The 20174-nt window shown below is 41.5% G+C and carries 35 protein-coding genes and 1 pseudogene; 35 read left to right on the top strand and 1 reads right to left on the bottom strand.

Annotated features, from left to right (window positions below):
- From GGG_RS0116025 to GGG_RS0115875, 29 genes and pseudogenes are all read left to right on the top strand, one after another.
- Nucleotides 1-186, top strand: a pseudogene (locus GGG_RS0116025) (hypothetical protein); the annotation flags it as partial.
- Entirely contained in the window at nt 183-515 is a 333-nt protein-coding gene (locus GGG_RS0116020) for a hypothetical protein (protein ID WP_010116671.1), read from the top strand. The pseudogene GGG_RS0116025 and the gene GGG_RS0116020, both read left to right, overlap by 4 nt.
- Nucleotides 508-939 (top strand): hypothetical protein, encoded by a 432-nt coding sequence (locus tag GGG_RS19910; RefSeq protein WP_010116670.1) that lies wholly within the window; start codon nt 508-510, stop codon nt 937-939. Before GGG_RS0116020 ends, GGG_RS19910 begins: the two co-directional genes overlap by 8 nt.
- A gap of 131 nt (nt 940-1070) precedes the next feature.
- Nucleotides 1071-1502 (top strand): hypothetical protein, encoded by a 432-nt coding sequence (locus tag GGG_RS0116005; protein ID WP_010116669.1) that lies wholly within the window; start codon nt 1071-1073, stop codon nt 1500-1502.
- A complete protein-coding gene (locus tag GGG_RS21075; protein WP_157998084.1) occupies nt 1502-1645 on the top strand; it encodes a hypothetical protein in 144 nt (47 codons plus the stop codon). The genes GGG_RS0116005 and GGG_RS21075 overlap by 1 nt, the downstream gene beginning before the upstream one ends.
- A 9-nt stretch (nt 1646-1654) precedes the next feature.
- On the top strand, nt 1655-2209 hold the full coding sequence (locus GGG_RS0115995; protein WP_010116668.1) for a hypothetical protein: 555 nt from the start codon (nt 1655-1657) through the stop codon (nt 2207-2209).
- Nucleotides 2210-2527: 318 nt separating this feature from the next.
- A complete protein-coding gene (locus tag GGG_RS21175) occupies nt 2528-2704 on the top strand; it encodes a hypothetical protein (protein ID WP_010116667.1) in 177 nt (58 codons plus the stop codon).
- Between the two features lie 528 nt (nt 2705-3232).
- Complete coding sequence (locus tag GGG_RS0115980; RefSeq protein WP_010116664.1) at nt 3233-3511, top strand: DUF968 domain-containing protein; 279 nt, start codon at nt 3233-3235, stop codon at nt 3509-3511.
- A 40-nt stretch (nt 3512-3551) separates the two neighbouring features.
- Nucleotides 3552-3806 carry a hypothetical protein gene (locus GGG_RS0115975; protein ID WP_010116662.1) on the top strand — a complete coding sequence of 85 codons (255 nt, stop codon included), beginning with the start codon at nt 3552-3554 and terminating at the stop codon, nt 3804-3806.
- Between the two features lie 52 nt (nt 3807-3858).
- On the top strand, nt 3859-4377 hold the full coding sequence (locus tag GGG_RS0115970) for a hypothetical protein (protein ID WP_010116660.1): 519 nt from the start codon (nt 3859-3861) through the stop codon (nt 4375-4377).
- Nucleotides 4378-4422: 45 nt separating this feature from the next.
- Complete coding sequence (locus GGG_RS0115965) at nt 4423-4623, top strand: hypothetical protein (protein WP_029574642.1); 201 nt, start codon at nt 4423-4425, stop codon at nt 4621-4623.
- A gap of 2 nt (nt 4624-4625) precedes the next feature.
- On the top strand, nt 4626-4928 hold the full coding sequence (locus GGG_RS0115960; protein ID WP_010116658.1) for a hypothetical protein: 303 nt from the start codon (nt 4626-4628) through the stop codon (nt 4926-4928).
- Nucleotides 4900-5154, top strand: coding sequence for an HNH endonuclease (locus GGG_RS0115955; protein ID WP_010116657.1), 255 nt, complete (start codon nt 4900-4902; stop codon nt 5152-5154). The genes GGG_RS0115960 and GGG_RS0115955 overlap by 29 nt, the downstream gene beginning before the upstream one ends.
- Nucleotides 5151-5357 carry a hypothetical protein gene (locus GGG_RS0115950; RefSeq protein WP_010116656.1) on the top strand — a complete coding sequence of 69 codons (207 nt, stop codon included), beginning with the start codon at nt 5151-5153 and terminating at the stop codon, nt 5355-5357. Before GGG_RS0115955 ends, GGG_RS0115950 begins: the two co-directional genes overlap by 4 nt.
- An 80-nt stretch (nt 5358-5437) precedes the next feature.
- The gene (locus tag GGG_RS0115945) at nt 5438-5890 is read left to right on the top strand and encodes a terminase small subunit (protein ID WP_010116655.1); all 453 of its coding nucleotides are present in this window, start codon (nt 5438-5440) and stop codon (nt 5888-5890) included.
- A 4-nt stretch (nt 5891-5894) separates the two neighbouring features.
- Nucleotides 5895-7583 (top strand): terminase large subunit, encoded by a 1689-nt coding sequence (locus GGG_RS0115940; protein ID WP_010116654.1) that lies wholly within the window; start codon nt 5895-5897, stop codon nt 7581-7583.
- Nucleotides 7580-8815, top strand: coding sequence for a phage portal protein (locus GGG_RS0115935; RefSeq protein ID WP_010116653.1), 1236 nt, complete (start codon nt 7580-7582; stop codon nt 8813-8815). The genes GGG_RS0115940 and GGG_RS0115935 overlap by 4 nt, the downstream gene beginning before the upstream one ends.
- Nucleotides 8808-9467 carry an HK97 family phage prohead protease gene (locus GGG_RS0115930; protein WP_010116651.1) on the top strand — a complete coding sequence of 220 codons (660 nt, stop codon included), beginning with the start codon at nt 8808-8810 and terminating at the stop codon, nt 9465-9467. Before GGG_RS0115935 ends, GGG_RS0115930 begins: the two co-directional genes overlap by 8 nt.
- Nucleotides 9460-10659 (top strand): phage major capsid protein, encoded by a 1200-nt coding sequence (locus GGG_RS0115925; protein ID WP_010116649.1) that lies wholly within the window; start codon nt 9460-9462, stop codon nt 10657-10659. The genes GGG_RS0115930 and GGG_RS0115925 overlap by 8 nt, the downstream gene beginning before the upstream one ends.
- 43 nt (nt 10660-10702) lie before the next feature.
- Nucleotides 10703-10891 (top strand): hypothetical protein, encoded by a 189-nt coding sequence (locus tag GGG_RS0115920; protein ID WP_010116647.1) that lies wholly within the window; start codon nt 10703-10705, stop codon nt 10889-10891.
- Nucleotides 10888-11193: a head-tail connector protein gene (locus GGG_RS0115915; protein WP_010116645.1), complete on the top strand. Its 306-nt coding sequence runs from the start codon at nt 10888-10890 to the stop codon at nt 11191-11193. The genes GGG_RS0115920 and GGG_RS0115915 overlap by 4 nt, the downstream gene beginning before the upstream one ends.
- A gap of 114 nt (nt 11194-11307) precedes the next feature.
- On the top strand, nt 11308-11637 hold the full coding sequence (locus GGG_RS0115910; protein WP_010116644.1) for a phage head closure protein: 330 nt from the start codon (nt 11308-11310) through the stop codon (nt 11635-11637).
- A 3-nt stretch (nt 11638-11640) separates the two neighbouring features.
- Nucleotides 11641-12099, top strand: coding sequence for an HK97-gp10 family putative phage morphogenesis protein (locus GGG_RS0115905; protein ID WP_010116642.1), 459 nt, complete (start codon nt 11641-11643; stop codon nt 12097-12099).
- On the top strand, nt 12096-12467 hold the full coding sequence (locus tag GGG_RS0115900; RefSeq protein ID WP_010116641.1) for a DUF3168 domain-containing protein: 372 nt from the start codon (nt 12096-12098) through the stop codon (nt 12465-12467). Before GGG_RS0115905 ends, GGG_RS0115900 begins: the two co-directional genes overlap by 4 nt.
- Before the next feature lie 156 nt (nt 12468-12623).
- Nucleotides 12624-13151 (top strand): Rha family transcriptional regulator, encoded by a 528-nt coding sequence (locus tag GGG_RS0115895; protein ID WP_029574640.1) that lies wholly within the window; start codon nt 12624-12626, stop codon nt 13149-13151.
- Nucleotides 13151-13498 (top strand): hypothetical protein, encoded by a 348-nt coding sequence (locus GGG_RS0115890; protein WP_010116639.1) that lies wholly within the window; start codon nt 13151-13153, stop codon nt 13496-13498. The genes GGG_RS0115895 and GGG_RS0115890 overlap by 1 nt, the downstream gene beginning before the upstream one ends.
- Nucleotides 13499-13570: 72 nt before the next feature.
- On the top strand, nt 13571-14041 hold the full coding sequence (locus tag GGG_RS0115885; protein WP_010116638.1) for a phage tail tube protein: 471 nt from the start codon (nt 13571-13573) through the stop codon (nt 14039-14041).
- Nucleotides 14041-14382: a phage tail assembly chaperone family protein, TAC gene (locus GGG_RS0115880; protein ID WP_010116636.1), complete on the top strand. Its 342-nt coding sequence runs from the start codon at nt 14041-14043 to the stop codon at nt 14380-14382. Before GGG_RS0115885 ends, GGG_RS0115880 begins: the two co-directional genes overlap by 1 nt.
- 77 nt (nt 14383-14459) lie before the next feature.
- On the top strand, nt 14460-14681 hold the full coding sequence (locus tag GGG_RS0115875) for a hypothetical protein (RefSeq protein ID WP_010116634.1): 222 nt from the start codon (nt 14460-14462) through the stop codon (nt 14679-14681).
- A 12-nt stretch (nt 14682-14693) separates the two neighbouring features.
- On the opposite strand, the gene GGG_RS0115870 is transcribed toward GGG_RS0115875, so the two are convergent.
- On the bottom strand, nt 14694-14951 hold the full coding sequence (locus GGG_RS0115870; RefSeq protein WP_010116632.1) for an Arc family DNA-binding protein: 258 nt from the start codon (nt 14949-14951) through the stop codon (nt 14694-14696).
- A gap of 116 nt (nt 14952-15067) precedes the next feature.
- Between GGG_RS0115870 and GGG_RS21170 the strand changes: the two genes are divergently transcribed.
- From GGG_RS21170 to GGG_RS20500, 6 genes are all read left to right on the top strand, one after another.
- Nucleotides 15068-15223, top strand: a complete 156-nt coding sequence (locus tag GGG_RS21170; protein ID WP_171057711.1) for a hypothetical protein — start codon at nt 15068-15070, stop codon at nt 15221-15223.
- 74 nt (nt 15224-15297) lie between these two features.
- Nucleotides 15298-16113 carry a BRO family protein gene (locus GGG_RS0115860; protein WP_029574639.1) on the top strand — a complete coding sequence of 272 codons (816 nt, stop codon included), beginning with the start codon at nt 15298-15300 and terminating at the stop codon, nt 16111-16113.
- Nucleotides 16110-16451 carry a hypothetical protein gene (locus GGG_RS0115855; RefSeq protein ID WP_010116629.1) on the top strand — a complete coding sequence of 114 codons (342 nt, stop codon included), beginning with the start codon at nt 16110-16112 and terminating at the stop codon, nt 16449-16451. Before GGG_RS0115860 ends, GGG_RS0115855 begins: the two co-directional genes overlap by 4 nt.
- A gap of 90 nt (nt 16452-16541) precedes the next feature.
- Complete coding sequence (locus tag GGG_RS0115850) at nt 16542-16973, top strand: hypothetical protein (protein ID WP_029574638.1); 432 nt, start codon at nt 16542-16544, stop codon at nt 16971-16973.
- Nucleotides 16974-16986: 13 nt separating this feature from the next.
- Nucleotides 16987-17340 carry a hypothetical protein gene (locus GGG_RS0115845; protein ID WP_010116627.1) on the top strand — a complete coding sequence of 118 codons (354 nt, stop codon included), beginning with the start codon at nt 16987-16989 and terminating at the stop codon, nt 17338-17340.
- Nucleotides 17341-17399: 59 nt separating this feature from the next.
- A partial coding sequence (locus GGG_RS20500; protein WP_010116626.1) for a transglycosylase SLT domain-containing protein occupies nt 17400-20174 on the top strand: 2775 nt, incomplete at its 3' end.

Here is a 20174-nt window from a genome sequence, read left to right as displayed (position 1 = left end):
GGACAGGGTGGAATTAAGGTGCGCTGGTCTGGTGTTTCTAAGCAATGGCTTGATGCTGTTGATCATGACTTAAAAGACTTAACCGCTGTAAGTGCATGGGCTACAGCCTCATGTGTGGGAATGGTGGAGGATTTAAACCCTGCTGCTGTTTTGTTCAATCGCTTAAATCAAATGGTGGCACTATGACAACTATAAACAACTCTGAAAACTTGATTGAGAAAGTAGGCGGCATTGAAAAGGCGAGGGAGATTGTGGAGGGAGCGCCTGAACTATCAACAGATTATGTTTTTTGGACTAGTAAAACTCGCTACATCAATAGGCTTACAAAAGAGGTTTATTTGGATAGCACACATGAGTGGTTTTCAGCAAACATTATGGTTCTGAATTTAATGCATTGTCTGGACGACCTCCGCACCGCCATTGCAGAGCATGACACAGACCACGTCACCGACATTCGCAATCATCTTAGTCCGAGTACGATTGTCAAGGATTTGGAGGCAGAACGTCATGGATGAGTTTGAAGAGGCATGGAAAGAAAATAGGCATGTGTGGGAGTCAACTAAAAATCTAGCTAAGGCTATGTATTTGGCTGGTCAGCAATCTCGACAGGCTGAGGTTGACCAACTCAAAGGCCTTTTAGAAAAGGATGAATATGCTCACAGTTTGTATTACGAAAACGAAAATTTAAAAGCTGGGTTAGAAGAGAAAGACAAGCGGATTGAAGAGCTTGAAAGGTCATGTATTTCTTATAAAAACCAACGTGATGATAACGCTCAAAAATTAATGGTGAAGTCAGTTCATTACAACAGTATTCAAGAAGAGCTAGCTAAATTAAAAGATCGATTTGAATTGGCACATCACTTAGCAACTCAAAGCACATGGAGTTCTTTGAAGCAATTGAAAAAAGTTGTTAAGGCTTTGCGAGGTGAGCATGAATAAGTTTCAGCAAGAGGTCGCTGTGCTCATGATCTGTAATGCAATCTTATTTTCTGAGTTTAAAACAAATTGGCTTGGATTGGTTTTAATAGTTTGGACGACTGTTTTTTTTATTCAGATGTCGAGAGGCAACAATGCAAATTCCTAAAGGTCTCATCATCGGCATTGATCCAGACTTAGAAAAATCGGGGGTGGCTGTCTTAGGGCAGTCATTCGAGCTGAAAAATTTAACTTTTGCTGAAACTGTTGAGCTATTCCGCAGTCACCAAGATCAGATCAAGAAAGTAGTGATCGAGGCAGGGTGGATGAATAGAAAATCAAATCTACATAGTCGTATTGGTCAATCTAAGTGCGCAGGTGAGCGAATTGCTAAGAATGTAGGTGAGAACCATGCAACAGGCAAATTACTCGTAGAAATGGCGAAATCTTTCGGTTTGGCGGTGGTTGAAGTAAGACCAACCAAAACCAAAAAGAACTCTGAAGAATTTAACCGTATTACAGGTTGGCAAGGCAGAACGAACCAAGAACAGCGTGATGCAGGTATGTTGATTTGGGGGATGGGTTAATGCAATGGATCTTAGCTTTCTTCCTGTTCATTTTCTTGATGGGCGTAAAAATTCCTGATGGTGCAGTACTGGATTGGGTTTTCTTTATCATTGTGGTGGTCATGTTTTTAGCAGCAATAGTGGCAGTAAGAGTATTAGGTTAAGGGGCAATTATGAACGCAGTAGCAGAGAAGTTTGAACCATTCGAGTGGCTGACTCATGGCATCACTGCCAAGTCACCGCAATTCGGGGATGAGGCACACGGTACAGGAGAGAAACCTTTGGACTATCAAGATCGCTTGGGTGCTATTGCGTCAATGGAAACCCAGTTGGAGAAATCAGTAACATCTCTAATCATCTATGGTGAAAACGCCAAGAGTGACTATGAGTTTATCCGTAATCATCTAGCTAAAATTATGATGAATGGGGCATACGAAGATAAACGTCGTGAGCCAGAGCATATTGCGATTTATCATTTATCTTGGCTGGTCGCAGGCATGGTCATAGCGTTTGCAATGGATCCTGAACATGAAAGCAATTTCACCGCAAAAGGAAGATTGCATTTAGCTGCTGGCGTTAGGTCTTATCAGATGACGTTAAAGGCCTATGATCGTACTTGGAAGCAGTACGAAAATATGATGATTATTGCTTTAGAAACATCAATCAAATGTGCTGCTGAGGCTGTTGAAAAGTATCGGAAAAATACTTACAAAGAATTTGAAATGTAAAGCTGGTAATATTTTTCTCATTAAGGTAGTATTTTTATATTCTGGTCGTATTACGGTTCATCCGAGACCAAGACAGTTTTTGCTACCCACCTACTCCAATAAGTGGGTATTTTTTTGCTTAAAATTTATCTACGAATATTGCAACAACCAAATTTGCATAGTATATTTTTATTGTGATCTAGTTAATATCTTATTTAGTTGTTAGGTTTTAAATTGATCATTCGTTCTGTGCAAAGACGATAAGCCCACCGCAAGGTGGGTTTTTACATTTCATACCAACCAAAAGTGCTACACTCCCACCGATAAATAGGAAAACACATGAATATTTGCATCGGTGGTGAACAGAACGGTCAAGTTGTAGAGAAAAGCCCGAACGATTACTTTCAACAGTCAATCATAATTGGTGAAAAGACTTATAAGTTTTGGTTTTCAGATAAAGTAAGTTTTCATGATGCGTTTGTCGAAGCTGAGAAGCTGGCAAGGCAGATCAAATAAGGGATTATCCCGTATTTAAAATTAAGACGCCTAAGCGCCTTATTTATTAGAGGTATCTATGCTCCGAATAAAACAAATCTTCTGCCGTCACGTTTGGGAATATTCAGATTTCTTTACGGTCAGAGAGTGTCGGAAGTGTGGGAAAATTAAACCATTACAGATTTTAAAGAGAAGTGAATAAAAAGGCAGTAGGCTAGCAGTATTACGTCAATACCACTGTTCAAAGCATTGATGGCTTAATTTGAGTTGATGAGATATGACGACACGCATTCAACCGCCACATGTGAGAATTAAGTTAGCTATTCACTTCATCTTTAAGATTAAACCCCTTCCGAGGGGTTTTTTAATGCCTAGAGGAAAGTATGACAGACAAAGTACAAGCGAAACAAGACTTAGAATTTTGCAGTGCTGAGCTGTCTAAGTATCAGAATCTCAGTAGATCGGGATTGACGCGGGCAGAGATGCTAACGATTGACGGCATCATGATTAAGCTAAAAGAGCGCATTAAGAATTTACGTGAAGCATTGTATGCGTAGCCCAAAACGACTCGCTGACATTAGAAAGCTTCCATGCATTCGGTGCGGTAATCCAAACTCACAAGCGGCTCATTCAAATTCAGCAAAGCATGGTAAGGGTAGAGGGATAAAAGCAGATGATTCGTTTACAGTTCCTTTGTGTCACGTGTGCCATTCTGATTTTGATCAATACAAGTTGGGCAACCGAGAACAAAGTGAAGCCATGTTTGAGAGGTGGTTGGTGAGAGTGGATCGGATGCTTAATACAAAAAATAATACAAGTATTTTCTGATATATTGGATTTTCAAATCAATCTAATAATGGGAAATATAATGTCAAAACAATACGGCTTGCTTTCATATCATTCCTCTGAAGGCCAATGGATTCGTTCTTATAAGGAAGAAACCCCAAATGCAACCATAAGAGAGATCGCAGAGGTTTTTAGAAAACAAATCAATCCGGAAGGTGATATAGAAGTCGCTGAAAGAATTGTTAAGGTTTATTTGGGTATTGAGCCCCAAGAGTCGGTGGATGATTTGATTCCACCAGTAGAGAAAAACCCTCAAGTTAGAATCGAGCCGTTTTAAAGAATAGCGATACATAAGACCACCGAAAGGTGGTTTTTTATTGGAGTAAGAAATGCAAAAAAAGTCTACTCCAAGACTCGAACCCGCTTGCTTTATTATCAAGTCATTTGAAGAAGTTGGTCGAGCGATTGCTTATATGCACAAGCATCATGCGAATGCGTTAAGTGATGGTAAGCCGTTGGTTGTTCGTATTAACCAAAAAGAAGATGACCGCAGTAGAGCGCAGAACCGCCTTTATTGGATGTGGATGAATCAGTGGGCAAAACATCAAGGCGCAGATAAAGACGCAGAGCATTTGTTTTTCAAGAAGCAATTTTTAGCTCGTATTTATCACCGTGATGATGTTGGTCAATACAGAAATACATTTGCAGCAGTAAAGGTTTTGAAAGATCAAAAGCACCCAATGTATCAGCAAGTGGCTGATGGATTAAATGAATTGATCAGTACCACGGATGCGAGTGTGGATCAGTTTACTGAGTACCTGAATGACATTCATGCATTCTGTAATAAACATGGGTGTTGGTTGAATACGCCCGATGATTTGAAGTTTGCTTGGGAGTTTAATCAATGACATGCCAAGGCTGTGAAGCAAGACGTAAATGGATGAAAGAACAATATGAGCGATCAAAAGAAAGAATGCGGTTGTGTATTGAACAACTTACTTCCAAAGCTAATAGAACAGAACAACCAGCTGATTCAGCAAAACAATCAACTCATCCAGATCAACAATGAACAGAATGCTCAGATCAATGAGCTACTGATTCAGTTGGAAGGCGGTGAGGATGATAAGCCTAAGTCACAGTATTTGGATGGTTAAACATGAGCAATAAGGAATACATGGAAAAGCGCTTAATCGTCACAGGCATTGAGGTGCCAGACAATAACAAGCACAGAGCACAAGGTACTCGAGTTCGCTTGAGCAATGATATGTATCTTGGTGGTGTGGTGGACCTATCTCTTAATGGTAACCAAGGTGATATGTGGACGGTTGATGTGACTGTTCGTACACATATTACTAATGAGCAGGTATTAGAACTATTTGGGAAGATTGACCATGGCAAAGCTACCGAGACTGCAAAACAAACTACAGGCGATGACACCGAAGACACCGAGACCGCCTAAGAACAATTGGGGTCAAGGCCGTGGCGGTAGACCTTGGCGCAGACTCAAGCAGAAGATTCATACACGTGATGAGTGGACCTGCTGTTCATGTGGTCGTGTAACCATGGAGCTTGAGTTAGACCATATCGTTAATGTGGCTCAAGGTGGTACGGATGATGAATCAAACCTTCAGTCGTTGTGTGTGCCTTGTCATAAGAAGAAGACGAGCAAGGAGAGTCGGGCGTGAGCAAAGCATTGCATGAGGTTAATTGGTTTCACATAGGCAAAACGGAAGAATTCAAAGAGCTCAAAAGTGATCTTGCACACGTAACTAGAGATGTGCAGGGCTTCATTGATGAGATAGCGATAAATGATATTGTTCAAACATTTCTAAAACATGGGTATGTGGTTGTAAAGGTTGAAGACGGTGGGGGGAGTCAAAAAGTTTGAAACCCTGAGCCAGCGGACACCGCCCACGATCTCACTTATAAAAAAATTTCCCATTTCACGAATATGTTAAAGGAGGGTACATGGCTTTAACAGCAAAAAAAAAGGCATTTGCCCAAGCTAAACATGATGGTGCAAATAACAAAGAAGCCGCTATTTTCGCGGGTTGTAGCCCTGAAACAGCATCACAAGCTGGCTCAAGAATGGCGAAAGATCCAGATGTAATTGCTCACATTGAGCGGCTTGAAGGTGTTAAAGGTGTTAACACTGATGTTAAGCCCGATCCGAAGCCAATTATCACCAAAAAAGACATTGAAACTGCTGGTAGTCGCTCTGACCCGCTCAAATTTTTAGAAGAGATTTGGACTGATCCGGTTGAAGATATGAAGATGCGAATGGATGCGGCAAAAGCAGCCCTTCCATATTTCCACGGCAAAGTTGCTGAAAAAGGCAAGAAAGAAACCAAAGCCGATGAAGCCAAAAAAGCCACTCAAGGCGGGAAGTTTGGAACATTGGGTTCACAATTGAGAAGTTAAATTTATGTCAGCGATGCTCCCAGAATGGACAACCTCCTGCCCAGACTGGGAGGAACGTATTGTCGCTAAAAAGTCACTCATGCCATGTGAACCGCTTTTCCCAGAAGTGGCCGATGTAGCAGAGCGGATTTTTAAAGAATTAATTCTGGTCGATGTGATGGGTAGCCCGAAAATGGGCGAGGTCACACTCGATTGGGTAATTGAATTTGTCCGGGCAATTTTTGGTGCTTACGATCCAGAACAGAAGAAGCGTTTAATTCGTGAATTCTTCCTTCTGATTTCCAAGAAAAACACCAAGTCAACGATTGCGGCTGGAATCATGATGGTGGCCTTGATCTTAAATGATCGTATGTCGGCTGAGCTTATTCTGTTGGCGCCCACAAAAGAGGTCGCAGACAATAGTTTTAATCCAATTCGAGACTTCATTCGAGCAGATCCTGAGCTTCAGGAAATGTTCAATGTGTCCGAGCACACCAAAACAGTCACTCACTTGGGTACCAATGCGACCTTAAAAGTGATTGCTGCGGAAAGTAATGCTGCTGCGGGTAAAAAGGCTTCAATCATCCTGATCGATGAGGTTTGGTTGTTTGGAAAACGATCAAACGCTGAATCAATGTTTCGTGAAGCAAAAGGTGGTCTGGCATCACGGCCTGAAGGTTGTGTTATCTACCTGTCTACCATGTCAGATGAAACGCCATGCGGTGTGTTCAAGCAGCTGCTGGACTATGCGCGTGATATTCGGGATGGTGTAAAAGTCAATCCTCAGTTCTTGCCGCTGATTTACGAGTTTCCTGAGTGGATGCTTGAGGCAGGTGAACACTTAAAGCCCGAAAACTTCTATGTCACCAATCCAAACTTGGGTGCATCGGTTGATCTTGATTACCTGATTAACGAGTTTGAGAAGGTTAAAGACGCTGGCGAAGAGTCACTGCGTGACTTCCTTGCAAAACACTTAAACGTACCAATTGGCCTAAACCTCCGAGCCAACCGTTGGGCTGGTGCTGAATACTGGCTGCAGCAATCTAAAAAATTCACCTTGGATAAGTTGATCGAGCAATCAGATGTCATCACCTGCGGTATTGATGGTGGTGGCCTTGATGACTTGCTTGGCTTTGCTGTACTTGGTCGGCACGCAAAAAGCCGTAAATGGTGGCTTTGGAATCACGCTTGGTGCAATAAAACTGCAGTTGAGCGACGTAAAGAGAATGCGCCAAAGTATGCCGATTATGAAAAGGAAGGCAGTCTAACCATTGTTGAGCGTATCGGTGATGATATTGATCAGTTGGCGGCCATTGCGAAGAAGTGTTTCGACTCTGGCAAGCTCGACAAAATTGGACTGGATCCACTGGGTCTAGGTGGCCTCTTAGATGGCCTACTTGATGCTGGTATTTCTGAAGACAAAATGATTGCAGTAGCTCAAGGGTTTAAGTTGATGTCATACATCATGACCACTGAGCGCAAATTGGCTGAAGGCAATCTTTACCATGCAGGCCAAGGCTTAATGACCTGGTGTGTTGGGAATGCGCGTGCAGTCGTGAAAGGCAACGGCATGATGATCAGCAAACAGGAATCGGGTGTCGGGAAGATTGACCCATTGATTGCCACATTTAACGCTGTGGCTTTGATGAGTATGAATCCTGAGCCTAAGAATTATGATATTGACGGTTATTTAGAGGACATCGTGATAGCATGAGCGATTTACAAGATACGGGGTTTTGGACTCGTTTCTGGTCACGATTGACTGGAAGAACTCAACTAAAAAAAGGTGATACTTCCTATCCATTTGACAGTTATTTATCTTCAGGTGGTGCGGTAGTTACACCAGAAACAGCATTGAAGCTTTCTGCAGTGTGGGCTTGTGTAAAGCTAAGAGCTGAAACTATCTCAACATTACCCTTACAACTTTATGATTCTGATAAAAAAATAGCAACTGATCATAGCCTATATCGAATTTTGCACGATTCTCCGAATGCAGATATGTGTGCAAGCGAGTTTTGGCAGGTGCAAAGCGCATGTTTGGACTTGTGGGGAAATGCTTATAACTTAATTTCAAGACGTTCAAATGGTGAAGTGATTGCGCTTGAACCCCTTTTCCCAAGTGAAATGATCGTTAAGCGAAATAAAGTTGGTTCAATTGAATTTCATTACACAGAGAATGGGAAAACCATTATTTATTCTGAAGACAAGATTCTTCATTTTAAAGGTTTTACGCTCGATGGTTTGATAGGGCTTTCAGCAATTCAGTTTTTTGCTCAGACCATCGGTATGCAGTTTGATGCTAATAATCAGGCACAAGATTGGTTTAAAAATGGGTTAAAGGTTGGTGGATTCTTAGAGACTGGTGAAAAGACTTTAACTAAAGAACAGCGCCAAAGCTTAAGAAATAGCTTGTCAGAATTCAGTAGACCTGAAAACGCTGGCAAATACATGGTACTTGAAGCCAATATGAAGGTAGCAAGTGCAAGTTCGATCCGCATTAATCCAGTAGATGCCCAACTCTTAGAAAGTCGCTATTTCGGTATTGAGGAAATCTGTCGAGCATTTGGTGTACCACCTCAGTTGATTGGACACACAAGTAAAGCAAGTTCGTGGGCATCAAGTTTAGAGCAAACCAATCAGGGATTTTTAACATATTCACTAAATCCATCATTGGTTCGCTATGAGCAGACAATTGCCAGAAAATTACTATTACCTCATGAAAAGTATAAGTACCGTCCGAAGTTTGCCGTAGATGGCTTATTACGTGCGAACAATGCTGCAAGGGCAGAGTTTTACGTGAAGATGACTCAAAACGGTCTTTACACTCGAAATGAAGTTCGAGAATTAGAGGATATGCCTAAAGCTAATGATCCAAGCGCAGATAAATTAATGGTGCAGATGCAAATGGTTCCTTTGGCAAGCGAACAAGGTGCAAATAATGAATAGAAAAAGTTTTAATTTAGAAATTAAAGCCGTCCAAGAGGACGGTTTTTTTTCGGGTTATGGTGCGGTTTTTGGGAATGTTGATTGGTATAACGATGTAATTCTACCAGGTGCATTTTCCAAAACTTTAGAAGAATGGGCATCAAAAAATAAGTTTCCGCCTGTGCTTTGGAATCACAACGATAGTGAGCCAATCGGTGTCTATACAAAGATTTATGAAGACGCAAAGGGCTTATATGTTGAGGGAAGATTGTTAATTGACGATGTTCCTAGAGCCAAATCTACTCATGCTTTGTTAAAAGCAGGCGCAATTGATGGTTTGAGCATTGGCTACATTACTAAGAAAGCAAACAAGCAAACCAATGGCATTAGAGAGCTAGTTGAGCTTGGTTTGGGTGAGATATCCATCGTAACAACCCCTGCAAATGAAGAAAGCCTTATTACTTCTGTTAAATCAAAATTAGAAGGTGGTGAGCTGCCATCTTTACCTGAATTTGAAAAGTTCCTGAGAGAGTCAGGCTTTTCAAAATCGCAAGCCACTGCAATCGCTGGTAAGGGTTTGCGTCATCTTTTGAGCGAGTCTGAAGATGAAATACAACAAGCGAAATCAATTTCAAGTGCATTAAATATTTTAAAAGGAGTCAGTAATGACTGATCTGAATTTAGAACAACTCGCTCAAGAGTTTAAAAAACAAGTTGATGAAGTTAAAGCGATTGCGGAAGACTTCAAAGGCAAACGTGAACACGGTGACAAAATTGCAGAAGGTGCAAAACAATCTGCAGATGAAGCAATCACTAAGTTGAACGAAACCAAAGCTCAATTAGATGAGCTTGAGCAAAAAATGGCGCGTCGTCCAAACGAAACACCGAATGAAGTTAAATCATTGGGTTGCCAATTTGTTGAAAGTGATCAATTCAAATCTCTTAAAGGTGCTGCTGGTCAACGTGGTAAAGCAAACTTAGAAGTTAAGGCAACAATTACATCATTAACAACTGATGCTGCAGGTTCTGCTGGTGATTTGGTGCAAACCACTCGCTTACCAGGCATCATTGCACCACCAGATCGTAAGCTTACAATCCGTGATCTTTTAATGCAGGGTCGTATGGATGGTAATGCACTCGAATATGTGCGTGAAACTGGATTCACGAATAATGCAGGCATGGTTGCAGAAGGAACCAAAAAACCTCAATCAGATATTAAATTTGATTTAGTCAGCACCACTGCCAAAGTAATCGCGCACTACATGAAGGCTTCTCGTCAAATCCTTGATGATGCGTCACAGCTTCAATCATATATTGATGGTCGTTTACGTTATGGCCTTGCATTCAAAGAAGAACAGCAAATTCTTAATGGTGATGGTACAGGCCAGAACCTTTTAGGGATTATTCCTCAAGCAACTGCATATGTACGCCCTACAGGTGTTACTCCATCATCTGAAACAATCATTGATACATTGCGTTATGCAATGCTTCAAGCGGTTTTAGCTGAATATCCAGCAAGCGGCCATGTGCTTAACCCGATTGATTGGGCAAGCATTGAAACCCTGAAAGACTCAACAGGGCAATATATTATTGGCAATCCACAAGGTGCCGCATCACCAACATTATGGCGCCTTCCTGTAGTTGAAACTCAGGCTATTACAGCAGGTAAGTTCTTAACTGGCGGTTTTTCAATGGGTGCTCAAATCTTTGATCGTTGGTTGTCGCGAGTAGAAGTGGCAACAGAGAACGAAGACGACTTTATCAATAACTTGGTAACAATCTTAGCCGAAGAGCGTTTGGCATTAGCGGTATATCGTCCTGAAGCGTTTATCTATGGCGACCTTAAACCTGCTACTGGTCCGTAATTTTGAACTGTGAGGGGGTAACCCCTCATTTCAGGAGAAGGTTATGAAATATTTAGTCAAACGAGTTCACTTTGGCGATCGTATGTATTATGAAGGTGAAGAGCGTGAAGCAAACCCTAATGATGTTCAACATCTTTTAAATAAAGGTGTGTTGGCTGAATTTCTTGATGAAAATAAAGAAACGAAGCAAGTTAAAACAAATCAACGTTTAACAAAGGCGAAGCCAGAATGATTGATCTCGCAAAAGCTAAGTTGCATTGTCGTGTGGATCATGATGATGAAGATACTTTGATACAGGCATATATCGATGCTGCCAATGAGCAAATTCAAGCACATTTAGATCGCAAAGTTATCGCAACCGAGGTTGAGCGAGTAAATGAAAATGATCTGGTTGATAACAAGGCCCTAGATGCTGCTCGGCTTCTCTTTGTTGCGCACCTTTATGCCAATCGAGAAGCCACCACTCAGGCAACGATTGAATTGCCTTTAGGATACTGGTCCTTAATCCAGCCTTACCGGAATATGGGGGTGTGATATGTGTTGCCAATGTTGCCAATGTTGCAAAAACTCGAATTCTGAGAGCTTAGCCAAGCCTGAATATGTTCCACCACCACCGCCAATTAAGATAAAAATTGCATAGGAGGTTGTATGGCCCAACGAGCAGGCGAACTATGCCACCGTGTGACGATTCAACATAAAACCACGACCTATGATGAATACAACTACGAAACCGAAGCCTGGACTGAGTTTAAAAAGCTCTGGGGTAAACTGGATTTTCTTTCAGTAAAAGATTCGATAAACGCCAAGGCAGCAGGATCAGAAACCACAGCACGGCTAAAACTGCGCAAGCGTGATGATATTGACTCAAGTATGCGTGTTTTATTCGATGGACAGACTTTCCAGATTGTTTCACCACCAAAACCTGACAACGAAAACGGCCGTATTTATATGACGCTGGAGTTGTCATTAGTGGAGTAGGTCATGACGGTAGAAGTAAATATTGAAGGCTTGGATGAAGTTCAGGAAAAGCTGAAACGACTCAGCAATCCTCGCATGATGAAGAATGCCGCAAGGCGCTCCATGCGTAAAGCTATGGCAATTGTACGAGATAGCGCTCGCAATGCAGCAAAAGGGATTGATGATCCAGAAACAGCCGAAAAGATTTGGAAAAACATTGCTATTGCTGCGGGTAAAACACGAAATCCAAATGAAGTGGTGATGCGTGTCGGTGTGCGTGGTGGGGCGTCATTCTCAAATAAGAATCCACCCAATACACCGGGTGGCGACACTCGGCACTGGCGTTGGTTAGAGTTTGGCTCTGTGCATAATCCGCCAACTCCATTCATGCGCCCAGCCTTACAAAACAACATCCAAGCCGTGACCAATAGCTTTGCTGAAAACTTCAATAAAGAAATCGACAAGGAACTCGCAAAATTATGAACATTTTACCTGTAGTTCCGACATTGAAAGCCAGCAAGGAAGTTACGGATTTACTTGGCACCAATCCCTTAAAGGTCTGGGAAGACATTGCACCACACAAAACACGATATCCCTATGCAGTCTGGTCAGTGGTCACAGCCAATCCTGAAAACAATTTAGACTGCCCAGCGAATACTGATCATGTGTCATTCCAAATCGTGGTTTACGACACCGAGCAGAAAAGAGCATCGGATATTCGAGCTGCAATACGAAAAGCTTTAGAGCCACATTGCTACGTTACCAATATTCACCCGAACCATTTTGAGCGCATTGCCGACACTAATATTTTTGGTCGCGGCTTTGATGCGAATTGGTTTTTGGATAGATAGCTTCACCACTTAATTAAACCGTCCTTATTGGGCGGTTTTTTTATGCCTGTTTTCAGGCAAACCACTGGCTAGAACGACGGTTCGAAAAGCACGTTTCCATGTTCAGCGTGCCTGCCAGTTTCTTTTTTTGAACATGAACATATAAAAGGAAATCTTATGAACATGATGACAACATTAAATTTACGCGCCATGGTCTCAAATGAAAATGGCGAACCAAAGACAACTAGTTACGCAGTAGCAGAAGCATTTAAAAAACGACACTCCGATGTGCTTCGAGCAATTAAAAATATGAAGTGCTCGCAGAAATTCCGTGAGCGCAATTTTGCGTTTACCTTAGAAAACAAACAGATAGGTAATACGAAGAGAAATACGGGCTTTTATCAAATGACAGAACGTGGCTTCATGTTTCTTGTCATGGGGTTTAGTGGTGAAAAAGCCGATGCTATCAAAGAATCATTTATTGATGCATTTGAGTGGATGTCAAACCAAATAACTCAAGCCTTCCAATCAAAATGGGCTAGATATAACCATATTGTTGGTTATCGCGAAAATCGCAAACAGCAAGTTAGTTGCTCAGCCAGAGATATGAACGTGTGGAAACATGAAAAGCATCCGCTTGATGATGAGATAGCGCAATTAGAAAGTGAATTGCAGCCATCATTACCCTACATGGAGGGTAAATAATGAATAGTTATGATCCGGTTTTTCTTGTTATTTCTTGCCGACCAACTACAGATGCTGATCATGAAACTGATTTAATTATAAATGATCAGCATTTAGTGATTGAGGCTATCGAGCGCACTGATATGTCTGGTCTTAGTGATGCAGAGAGCGATCTAAAGCTCTATCGCCCGGACAACATACTTATTACAACTCATCTGTTTGTTTTAAATCTTATTCAATTGGCAATGCAAAAGCAGGATATAGAATTTCAATTGCTTGCACTTGGTGAAAAGGCTGAAATCAAACCTAGTGATAGTCGAGTCGGCCAAGCATTCCACTGGCGAGAAACCAAAATCCATGAAAGTTGAATAACCAAATTATTTCAAACCAACGCCACCGCAAGGTGGTTTTTTTATGCCAAAAATTGAGGAGATCTACTCATGGCACATGTTAAAGCGCAAGGTACACAAGTATTTGCGGTAGTTGGTGGTGCAGTGGTTCGTTTCACTTGCCCTAAAGCATTTTCATTCGGTGAGGATTCGTTCTCAAAGATTGATTCAACCTGCCTAGATTCGGACACTAAAGATTATGATCGCGGTCTTCGCGATCCAGGTGAAGGCTCTATTCAAATTGATCTTGATGATACAAACACAAGCCATTTGAAACTAATTGAGCTTGCTGATTCAGGTGAAAAGGTGAAGTGGCATGTAGGTTCAAGTCACTCTAAGACACCACCAACTTATGAGGCTGTTGCAGGTATCGACCTACCTGAAGATCGCATCTGGTGGTCATTTGAGGGTTATATCAACCCAGCCGCACCAACAATTGAACAAGATGCATTGGTTGGCTATACGTTCACCCTTGTTCGCACTTCAGCAGTTGTAACAACTCCACGCGTGGTGACTCCATAATGTCTAAATTAAATCTAAATGAGATCATCCATGGCTCTTTGGTAAATTCAACCCATCCAAAGACTATTGAATTTAAGCACAATGGGAAAACTGAAACAGTCGATATTGTGATTAAGCAGCTACCTTATGCTGTGACTGAGCCACTATTTACTCGCTTAAATAAGGGTGAAGATGTTGTTGCTGATTGGATTGCTGCCGCCTTGGTGGATGATGATGGGAAAACCTACTTAACCAAAAAACAGGTTGCTGCCAACTTTACTCAAGCTCTTGCTGCTGCTGTGTTCAATACAATTCTAGGTATCGAAAAAGCCCCGCAAGATGATGAGGGAAAGCCCGATTAACGCCAGATGATGAATTCTGGTGTGAATTAGTTCTTAATGGGATTGGTGGTTGCACAATCGCTGAAGCTAAATCCAATATGACTAATGCTGAGGTTTCGCAATGGGTTGCGTTTAGAAATAAACGCGGCTCTTTTTTTACTGGAAGGCGTATAGAACAAGGCTTTGGTAATTTGATAGCAACCTATCTTGGCTCAAAAGGCGCTAAGGATGTGAAAGCACAGTCATTTATGCCGCACGAAGATCAGCCACAGGAAATGTCGCTTGAGGAATACATGATGCAGGCATACGGTGGCGAGTAAGGCTGATTACGGTCAGCCTTTCTTTAAAAATTGCTCAAGCATTGTTTTAAGTTCCTTAATTTGCTCTGCTTGATCAAGGTACGATTGCATCATTAGTTTAAATTCTAAAGTTTCATGTACCTGTATTTCAGGCTCAAAGCTTTGCTCAAGGCGGGCAACCATCTCAGCACTTTGAGAGCGATTGTTTTTCTCGGCTGACTCTTCAATTTTTTGTTTTAGCTCAGGCGGTACACGCAACCTAACTATAGTGTGATCAGCTTGATTACTCATCTAAAAACCTCAATGCCACAAATTGTGGTAAATATTTCACGGTAGGTATTTACATTACCACAAAGTGTGGCTATAGTTATTAAACGCCACAGATTGTGGCATAAATAGGAGGTAGTATGAAAGATGAATTTGTTTATGTGAAAGGTCGCCTAGATAGCGAACTACACAAAGAACTCAAGCTGATTGCTAAAGAGGATAAAAGATCAATCGTTTATCTTATGAATGAGGCAGTTAAATTATTGGTAGAAAAACACAAGAGTGCGAAAGCATGAAATCAATAGACAACAAAAAAGCCCACCGTCTGGAAAACAAGGGCTTGATTGCTGTCAACAAAGGAATATTAACTATGTCTAGTTTAGCATTAAGTTTTAACGAAGTAAATTTTTCACCAGTAGAGCGAGATGGCCAGATTTGGTTGACCGCCGGCGAACTTGCTAGAGCATTAGGATATGCAAAGGCAAATGCTGTAACTCAGGTTTATGAGCGCAATCAGGATGAATTTAATCAATCTATGACGCAAGTCATTGATAATCCCCAGAGCCTCAATTTGAGGCTGCGGATTTTCAGCTTACGCGGTGCTCACTTAATCGCAATGTTTTCCAAGACAGCAATCGCAAAACAATTCCGCAAATGGGTGTTGGATGTTTTGGATCGTGAAGTTACGAGTCAGCAGGTAAATTCCAAGCAAACCATCTCGGTAGAGCAGTGTGGAATTTTATATAATATTGTTCATACACGCGCTGGTGGCAATCAAGGCTTGATTAAACAAATGTGGAGTCGCCTAAAAAATCACTTTAAATACTCTGCGAGCTACCGTGAATTGCGTGCCATTCATTTTGAGGATGCAAAACATTATTTAGAGCTTATGGAATTAAGGGTGAGTTCAAAGCAGCCGGAAGTTAAGGCTCTACCTTATCCACAAGAGGTTATTCAAATTGCCGAACAGATTAATCGGGAATTTAAAAATTCTAGATATGATTCTTGGCATGTAAGTGCTCGTAATGGTGTATTGACCGCAATGCCATTGCCACCGGGTTTTTACCCAACAATGAACATTGCAGAATTCACTAAACGCTTTGATAGTGTATTAGATTTGCTGTATGGAACAGATACACTGCGCGTAGGGCGCTATATGTTAGCGGAGATGAATAAAAAGCCATGAAAGTATTAAATTTTTCAAATATACCGCTTAATTACTTGGATGTTGCAAAGCAAATTCTTAACTTGGATATTGTTAAAGAAGAAATTGAGTTCATGCAGCGCTTAGATATTGAAGATCCAGTGGTAGAGCTTGAGGCGGTGCATGATGGCTACACCTTGGTATCCATACCTCATGCCGATGTTTGGCTTTTAAGGCTACCGGATGGTATTTGGAAAAGAGCATATATCGGGCATGGTGAGGTTTATGCTAAAACCGTACTAGAGGATAAATATAAGCACTTAGAAGTTTTTAAGGCTAATATCACCAGCTTTAGAAAAGTCTATCCGGTTTATATTTAATACCTGAATAAAACAAGACCACTCTTCGGAGTGGTTTTTTTGTGCTGGAATTAGTATCTTGTCCTGAATAATTAATATTTAGGATATGCAGTGGAAATAATAATAGCAATCGTGATTGGTGCGATTATTTGGTTTATTTTTAAAGGCAAAAAAGCAGCAAACGAAACAAACATAAATCCAACCTTAAGCAATGCCCCATACATCTACAACATTGTGGGTGAGCAGTCCTATCAAAATAACTTAAAAAAGATAGCCGGCCCTAAAGAAGAAAAGTCGAAGTTTTTTGAATGCTACGCAAAAGTCAGCTCAGAGCCATTTAATCAGTATGATAAAAATGCTGTTAAGGTTGAGATCAATGGTTTGATTGTGGGTTACTTGAGCAAAGGTGAGGCAGTCAAACTAGCAGGAAAGGTGGTAAACAAAACTGTGCCGGCGGTCATAGATGGTGGCTGGGATGATGGAGATAGCATTGGTAGTTATGGTGTAAAGCTCGCAATCAATAATGTTAATGATCTTGTTTAATGGGAGCTGAGAAATGAAAAAAATTCACCAATTTTTATTAATAGCACTACTCCTTCCAACTCCTGTTTGGGCAAATCAAGAATGTGAGCAGATGGCCACCATAGCTGAAGACACGATGAGGGAGAGGCAATCTAATTCTAATTTTTTTATCGCCTTTAGGCCAATAATTGATGGATATGTAGAAAGAATAAAAAAATCAAATAGTATTTCAGAGGTTAGGGTATTAACCAAATCTTTTGAGCGAGTCTTTGCTATAGCTGTGGCTGCCCAAAGTGTTGATGTAGAAACTGAAGGAAAGCTTCAAAACGAGGCTATATATAGTTTCGCTGATAAAATCAAAACTGTGTGTTTAGAGCATAAACCATAAATTTAATTGATTAGACAGGCCCTGCTTATGCGGGGTTTTTTATTGCCTGAGGAAAAGTTATGGCAGCAGCATCCCTTGGTCGGTTGACCTTAGATTTAGCAGTAAAACTCGGTTCGTTTGAACAGGGCATGACGCAGGCAGAGCGCAAAACCAAGCAAACCACTGATAATATGAATAAAGCTTTCGCTGGATTCAAGGATCAGGTAGCAGACGCTCTGGGCGGCACTCAATTAGGTTCTATTGTTGACTCTTTTAACACAAAAATTGGCTCACTCAGTGGTGGGATTGGTGTTGCTAGTGCTGCTTTGGCAGGAATGGTCGCAGGTGGTACGGTTTTGGCTGTCGCTGGCCTTAGTAAAATGGCTATTGAGACAGCAAAAGCCAATAATGAACTTCAGGTTTTGGCAAACCGAGCAAATACAAGCATTGGAAGCTTTCAAGTTTTGCAGTACGCTGCCGAGGGTTTAGGGGTTTCTCAAGATCAGCTTGGCTCTATTTTGGCTGATACTCAAGAAAAATTGGGTGAATTTAGTGCAACTAAAGGTGGTGGGGCTGCTGACTTTTTTGATGCATTGAAAAACAATACCAAGATGACAGAAAGTCAAATCAAGTCATTTGGTAAAACTTTGCAAGGTAAAGATGGCATTGAAGCTATTCAAATGCTTAACGATAAGATGGATGAGCTTGGAGTCACATCGCAAGAGCGCCGCTTTATTTTTGAGAGTTTAGCAAGTGACCTAGCCAATTTAGCACCAATATTTGCAGAGAATGGTAAGGCATTGGATGCATTTGATTTGGCTCTTCAGCAAGCTGGATTAAAAACCACAAAAGAGGCAGCAGAACAATCTCAGTTGCTGGCCGCTCAAGTTAAAGCAGTGAATCTGCAATTCCAAGGCTGGAAAAACCAACTAGTCTCAGGATTTATGCCTGCCATTATTGATGTTGCTAATGCATTCTTTAGCACTTCCAAAAATGGACAGCAATTGCAAAGTGTTGGCTCTGGTATTGGCTCTGTGATGAAAGCAGTGGCAAAAGTTGCCCTTGGGGTTTCGGCTGCATTCACGATTGCTGGTAAAATCATTGGCGGGGTAGCCGCTGCAATTGCTGCCTTAAAAGGGGATAAGATTGCAACCGTTAATATGATGTTTGATGATATTGAGCAAACTTTAGCGGACTACGGTAATCGCATTGATTCGTTTAGTATAATTGGTGATTCCGCAACCAAATCTACCAACGATTTAGTTAATGCAATTCTTGATGTTAATAGTGCTGCACAGCAGTCCGCAAAGGGTCTTGCATTAGATACCAAAACAGCCGATGAAAACGCAAAAGCCAAAGAAAAGGCCGCAAAAGAAACCGAAAAGCTAAACAAGCAATTACAGGTGAATGCAAAGGTTCAATCTAATGCGGCCAAGTATAATTTTGCTGGAATTGAGGGCCAATACCAATTACCAAAAGGTCTTTTGTCAGCAATCAACATGCAGGAAAGCCGTGGTAATGCAAACGCCATAGGCCCTATGACCAAATACGGTCAGGCAAAAGGTGGATTTCAATTTCTTGATGGAACTGCAAAACGCTTTGGCCTTATTGGTAATGCTGTTTTTGATACAGGGAAATCAGCAGAAGCGGCGGCAAAATATTTTCAATCCCTTTACCAAAAATTTGGAACTTGGGAAAAGGCAATTTCAGCCTATCATGCTGGTGAAGGTAATGTTGAGCGCGGCACTGGCTTGGGGCCAATTAATCGGGAATATGTAAAAAATGTTCTTGGTTATATGGATGCAGCCTTAAAAGGCGTAGGTACCACAGCAGCGGATGCGGTGAAGTACGTTGAGGAGGTTTATAAATCCCAACGATCAATTGTCCTGAAATACCTGAATGAACAGGAAAGGATGGAACTTGACCACAGTGTTTCTATCCAAGAAATCAAAGACGCTTTTGCTGAAAACGACCCAAGCCGTGAGAAGTATTTAAAGCTTCAGCAGCTCGCATATCAAAAAGACGTTGCTGAGTTTAGAAAGGCTCAACAGCAGAAACGTGATGCTGCATTTGCTTCAACCAATAACCCTATCGGCGACATGATCGGGATGGGTGTGGAAGCTAGCGCCCGAGCATCCATGAATCCAGAGGAATATCAAAGATGGCAGATTAACAATGAGCAGCAAGACGGCTATTCTCAACTTGGAGATGATCTATATTCTGCGCGCTCAGGCATTGAGAATAATGAATTTCTGAGTGAAACGGAAAAATATGCTCAGCTGAATGATGCTTATAAGGTTTATTTGGATAGTAAAAAGGCATTAACAGAGGAATATAACGCGGAGGAGCGAGCGTTAGATCAGGAGCAATTTGAGACAAAAATGCAAGTTTATTCTCAAATTGCTGGAATGACCGCTCAAACCTTTGACCAAATGGCTGGAATGCTAAGAGATTCGGTTGGTGAATCTAATGCGCTGTATAAAACAATGTTTCTGGCTGGTAAAGCTGCGTCTATTGCTCAAGCAATTGTGAACACTGAAGAGGGCGCAACGAAAGCGCTTGCTCAAGGTGGTGCTTACGGTTCGCTTTTAGCTGGAGTGGTTCGGGCAACAGGCTACGCGTCTGTCGGCCTAATCGCCGGTCAAACCATTGCAGGCATGGCCCACGACGGTATCGACAACATTCCGAAAGAAGGCACATGGCTTTTGGATAAAGGTGAACGTGTTGTTGATAGTCGAACCAATGCTGATTTGAAAGGCATGATTGCCAATCAGAAGAATGGTAGTGGGGATGTCAATATTTCAGTTCATGTCACCGACTCGGGCGTAACAACTCAATCTAATCAGTCAGATCAG

Origin of the sequence: Acinetobacter sp. P8-3-8, from assembly GCF_000214135.1 — a bacterium.
Classification (GTDB): domain Bacteria; phylum Pseudomonadota; class Gammaproteobacteria; order Pseudomonadales; family Moraxellaceae; genus Acinetobacter.
Note: the sequence above shows the minus strand (reverse complement) of the source record. Positions and strands in the feature narration are given on the sequence as shown.

Excerpts from the sequence above, each read along its gene's own strand:
- GGG_RS0115945 (WP_010116655.1), top strand. The coding sequence starts at position 5,438 with ATGGCTTTAACAGCAAAAAAAAAGGCATTTGCCCAAGCTAAACATGAT.
- GGG_RS0115940 (WP_010116654.1), top strand. The coding sequence starts at position 5,895 with ATGTCAGCGATGCTCCCAGAATGGACAACCTCCTGCCCAGACTGGGAG.
- GGG_RS0115870 (WP_010116632.1), bottom strand. The coding sequence starts at position 14,951 with ATGAGTAATCAAGCTGATCACACTATAGTTAGGTTGCGTGTACCGCCT.
- GGG_RS0115955 (WP_010116657.1), top strand. The coding sequence starts at position 4,900 with ATGACACCGAAGACACCGAGACCGCCTAAGAACAATTGGGGTCAAGGC.
- GGG_RS0115905 (WP_010116642.1), top strand. The coding sequence starts at position 11,641 with ATGACGGTAGAAGTAAATATTGAAGGCTTGGATGAAGTTCAGGAAAAG.
- GGG_RS0116005 (WP_010116669.1), top strand. The coding sequence starts at position 1,071 with ATGCAAATTCCTAAAGGTCTCATCATCGGCATTGATCCAGACTTAGAA.
- GGG_RS0115925 (WP_010116649.1), top strand. The coding sequence starts at position 9,460 with ATGACTGATCTGAATTTAGAACAACTCGCTCAAGAGTTTAAAAAACAA.
- GGG_RS0115860 (WP_029574639.1), top strand. The coding sequence starts at position 15,298 with ATGTCTAGTTTAGCATTAAGTTTTAACGAAGTAAATTTTTCACCAGTA.
- GGG_RS0115895 (WP_029574640.1), top strand. The coding sequence starts at position 12,624 with ATGAACATGATGACAACATTAAATTTACGCGCCATGGTCTCAAATGAA.
- GGG_RS0115975 (WP_010116662.1), top strand. The coding sequence starts at position 3,552 with ATGTCAAAACAATACGGCTTGCTTTCATATCATTCCTCTGAAGGCCAA.
- GGG_RS21175 (WP_010116667.1), top strand. The coding sequence starts at position 2,528 with ATGAATATTTGCATCGGTGGTGAACAGAACGGTCAAGTTGTAGAGAAA.
- GGG_RS0115960 (WP_010116658.1), top strand. The coding sequence starts at position 4,626 with ATGAGCAATAAGGAATACATGGAAAAGCGCTTAATCGTCACAGGCATT.
- GGG_RS0115935 (WP_010116653.1), top strand. The coding sequence starts at position 7,580 with ATGAGCGATTTACAAGATACGGGGTTTTGGACTCGTTTCTGGTCACGA.
- GGG_RS0115880 (WP_010116636.1), top strand. The coding sequence starts at position 14,041 with ATGTCTAAATTAAATCTAAATGAGATCATCCATGGCTCTTTGGTAAAT.
- GGG_RS0115930 (WP_010116651.1), top strand. The coding sequence starts at position 8,808 with ATGAATAGAAAAAGTTTTAATTTAGAAATTAAAGCCGTCCAAGAGGAC.
- GGG_RS19910 (WP_010116670.1), top strand. The coding sequence starts at position 508 with ATGGATGAGTTTGAAGAGGCATGGAAAGAAAATAGGCATGTGTGGGAG.
- GGG_RS0115845 (WP_010116627.1), top strand. The coding sequence starts at position 16,987 with ATGAAAAAAATTCACCAATTTTTATTAATAGCACTACTCCTTCCAACT.
- GGG_RS0115855 (WP_010116629.1), top strand. The coding sequence starts at position 16,110 with ATGAAAGTATTAAATTTTTCAAATATACCGCTTAATTACTTGGATGTT.
- GGG_RS0115980 (WP_010116664.1), top strand. The coding sequence starts at position 3,233 with ATGCGTAGCCCAAAACGACTCGCTGACATTAGAAAGCTTCCATGCATT.
- GGG_RS0115995 (WP_010116668.1), top strand. The coding sequence starts at position 1,655 with ATGAACGCAGTAGCAGAGAAGTTTGAACCATTCGAGTGGCTGACTCAT.
- GGG_RS0115910 (WP_010116644.1), top strand. The coding sequence starts at position 11,308 with ATGGCCCAACGAGCAGGCGAACTATGCCACCGTGTGACGATTCAACAT.
- GGG_RS0115885 (WP_010116638.1), top strand. The coding sequence starts at position 13,571 with ATGGCACATGTTAAAGCGCAAGGTACACAAGTATTTGCGGTAGTTGGT.
- GGG_RS0115875 (WP_010116634.1), top strand. The coding sequence starts at position 14,460 with ATGACTAATGCTGAGGTTTCGCAATGGGTTGCGTTTAGAAATAAACGC.
- GGG_RS0115900 (WP_010116641.1), top strand. The coding sequence starts at position 12,096 with ATGAACATTTTACCTGTAGTTCCGACATTGAAAGCCAGCAAGGAAGTT.
- GGG_RS0115970 (WP_010116660.1), top strand. The coding sequence starts at position 3,859 with ATGCAAAAAAAGTCTACTCCAAGACTCGAACCCGCTTGCTTTATTATC.
- GGG_RS21170 (WP_171057711.1), top strand. The coding sequence starts at position 15,068 with ATGAAAGATGAATTTGTTTATGTGAAAGGTCGCCTAGATAGCGAACTA.
- GGG_RS0115915 (WP_010116645.1), top strand. The coding sequence starts at position 10,888 with ATGATTGATCTCGCAAAAGCTAAGTTGCATTGTCGTGTGGATCATGAT.
- GGG_RS0115920 (WP_010116647.1), top strand. The coding sequence starts at position 10,703 with ATGAAATATTTAGTCAAACGAGTTCACTTTGGCGATCGTATGTATTAT.
- GGG_RS0115890 (WP_010116639.1), top strand. The coding sequence starts at position 13,151 with ATGAATAGTTATGATCCGGTTTTTCTTGTTATTTCTTGCCGACCAACT.
- GGG_RS0116020 (WP_010116671.1), top strand. The coding sequence starts at position 183 with ATGACAACTATAAACAACTCTGAAAACTTGATTGAGAAAGTAGGCGGC.
- GGG_RS0115965 (WP_029574642.1), top strand. The coding sequence starts at position 4,423 with ATGAGCGATCAAAAGAAAGAATGCGGTTGTGTATTGAACAACTTACTT.
- GGG_RS21075 (WP_157998084.1), top strand. The coding sequence starts at position 1,502 with ATGCAATGGATCTTAGCTTTCTTCCTGTTCATTTTCTTGATGGGCGTA.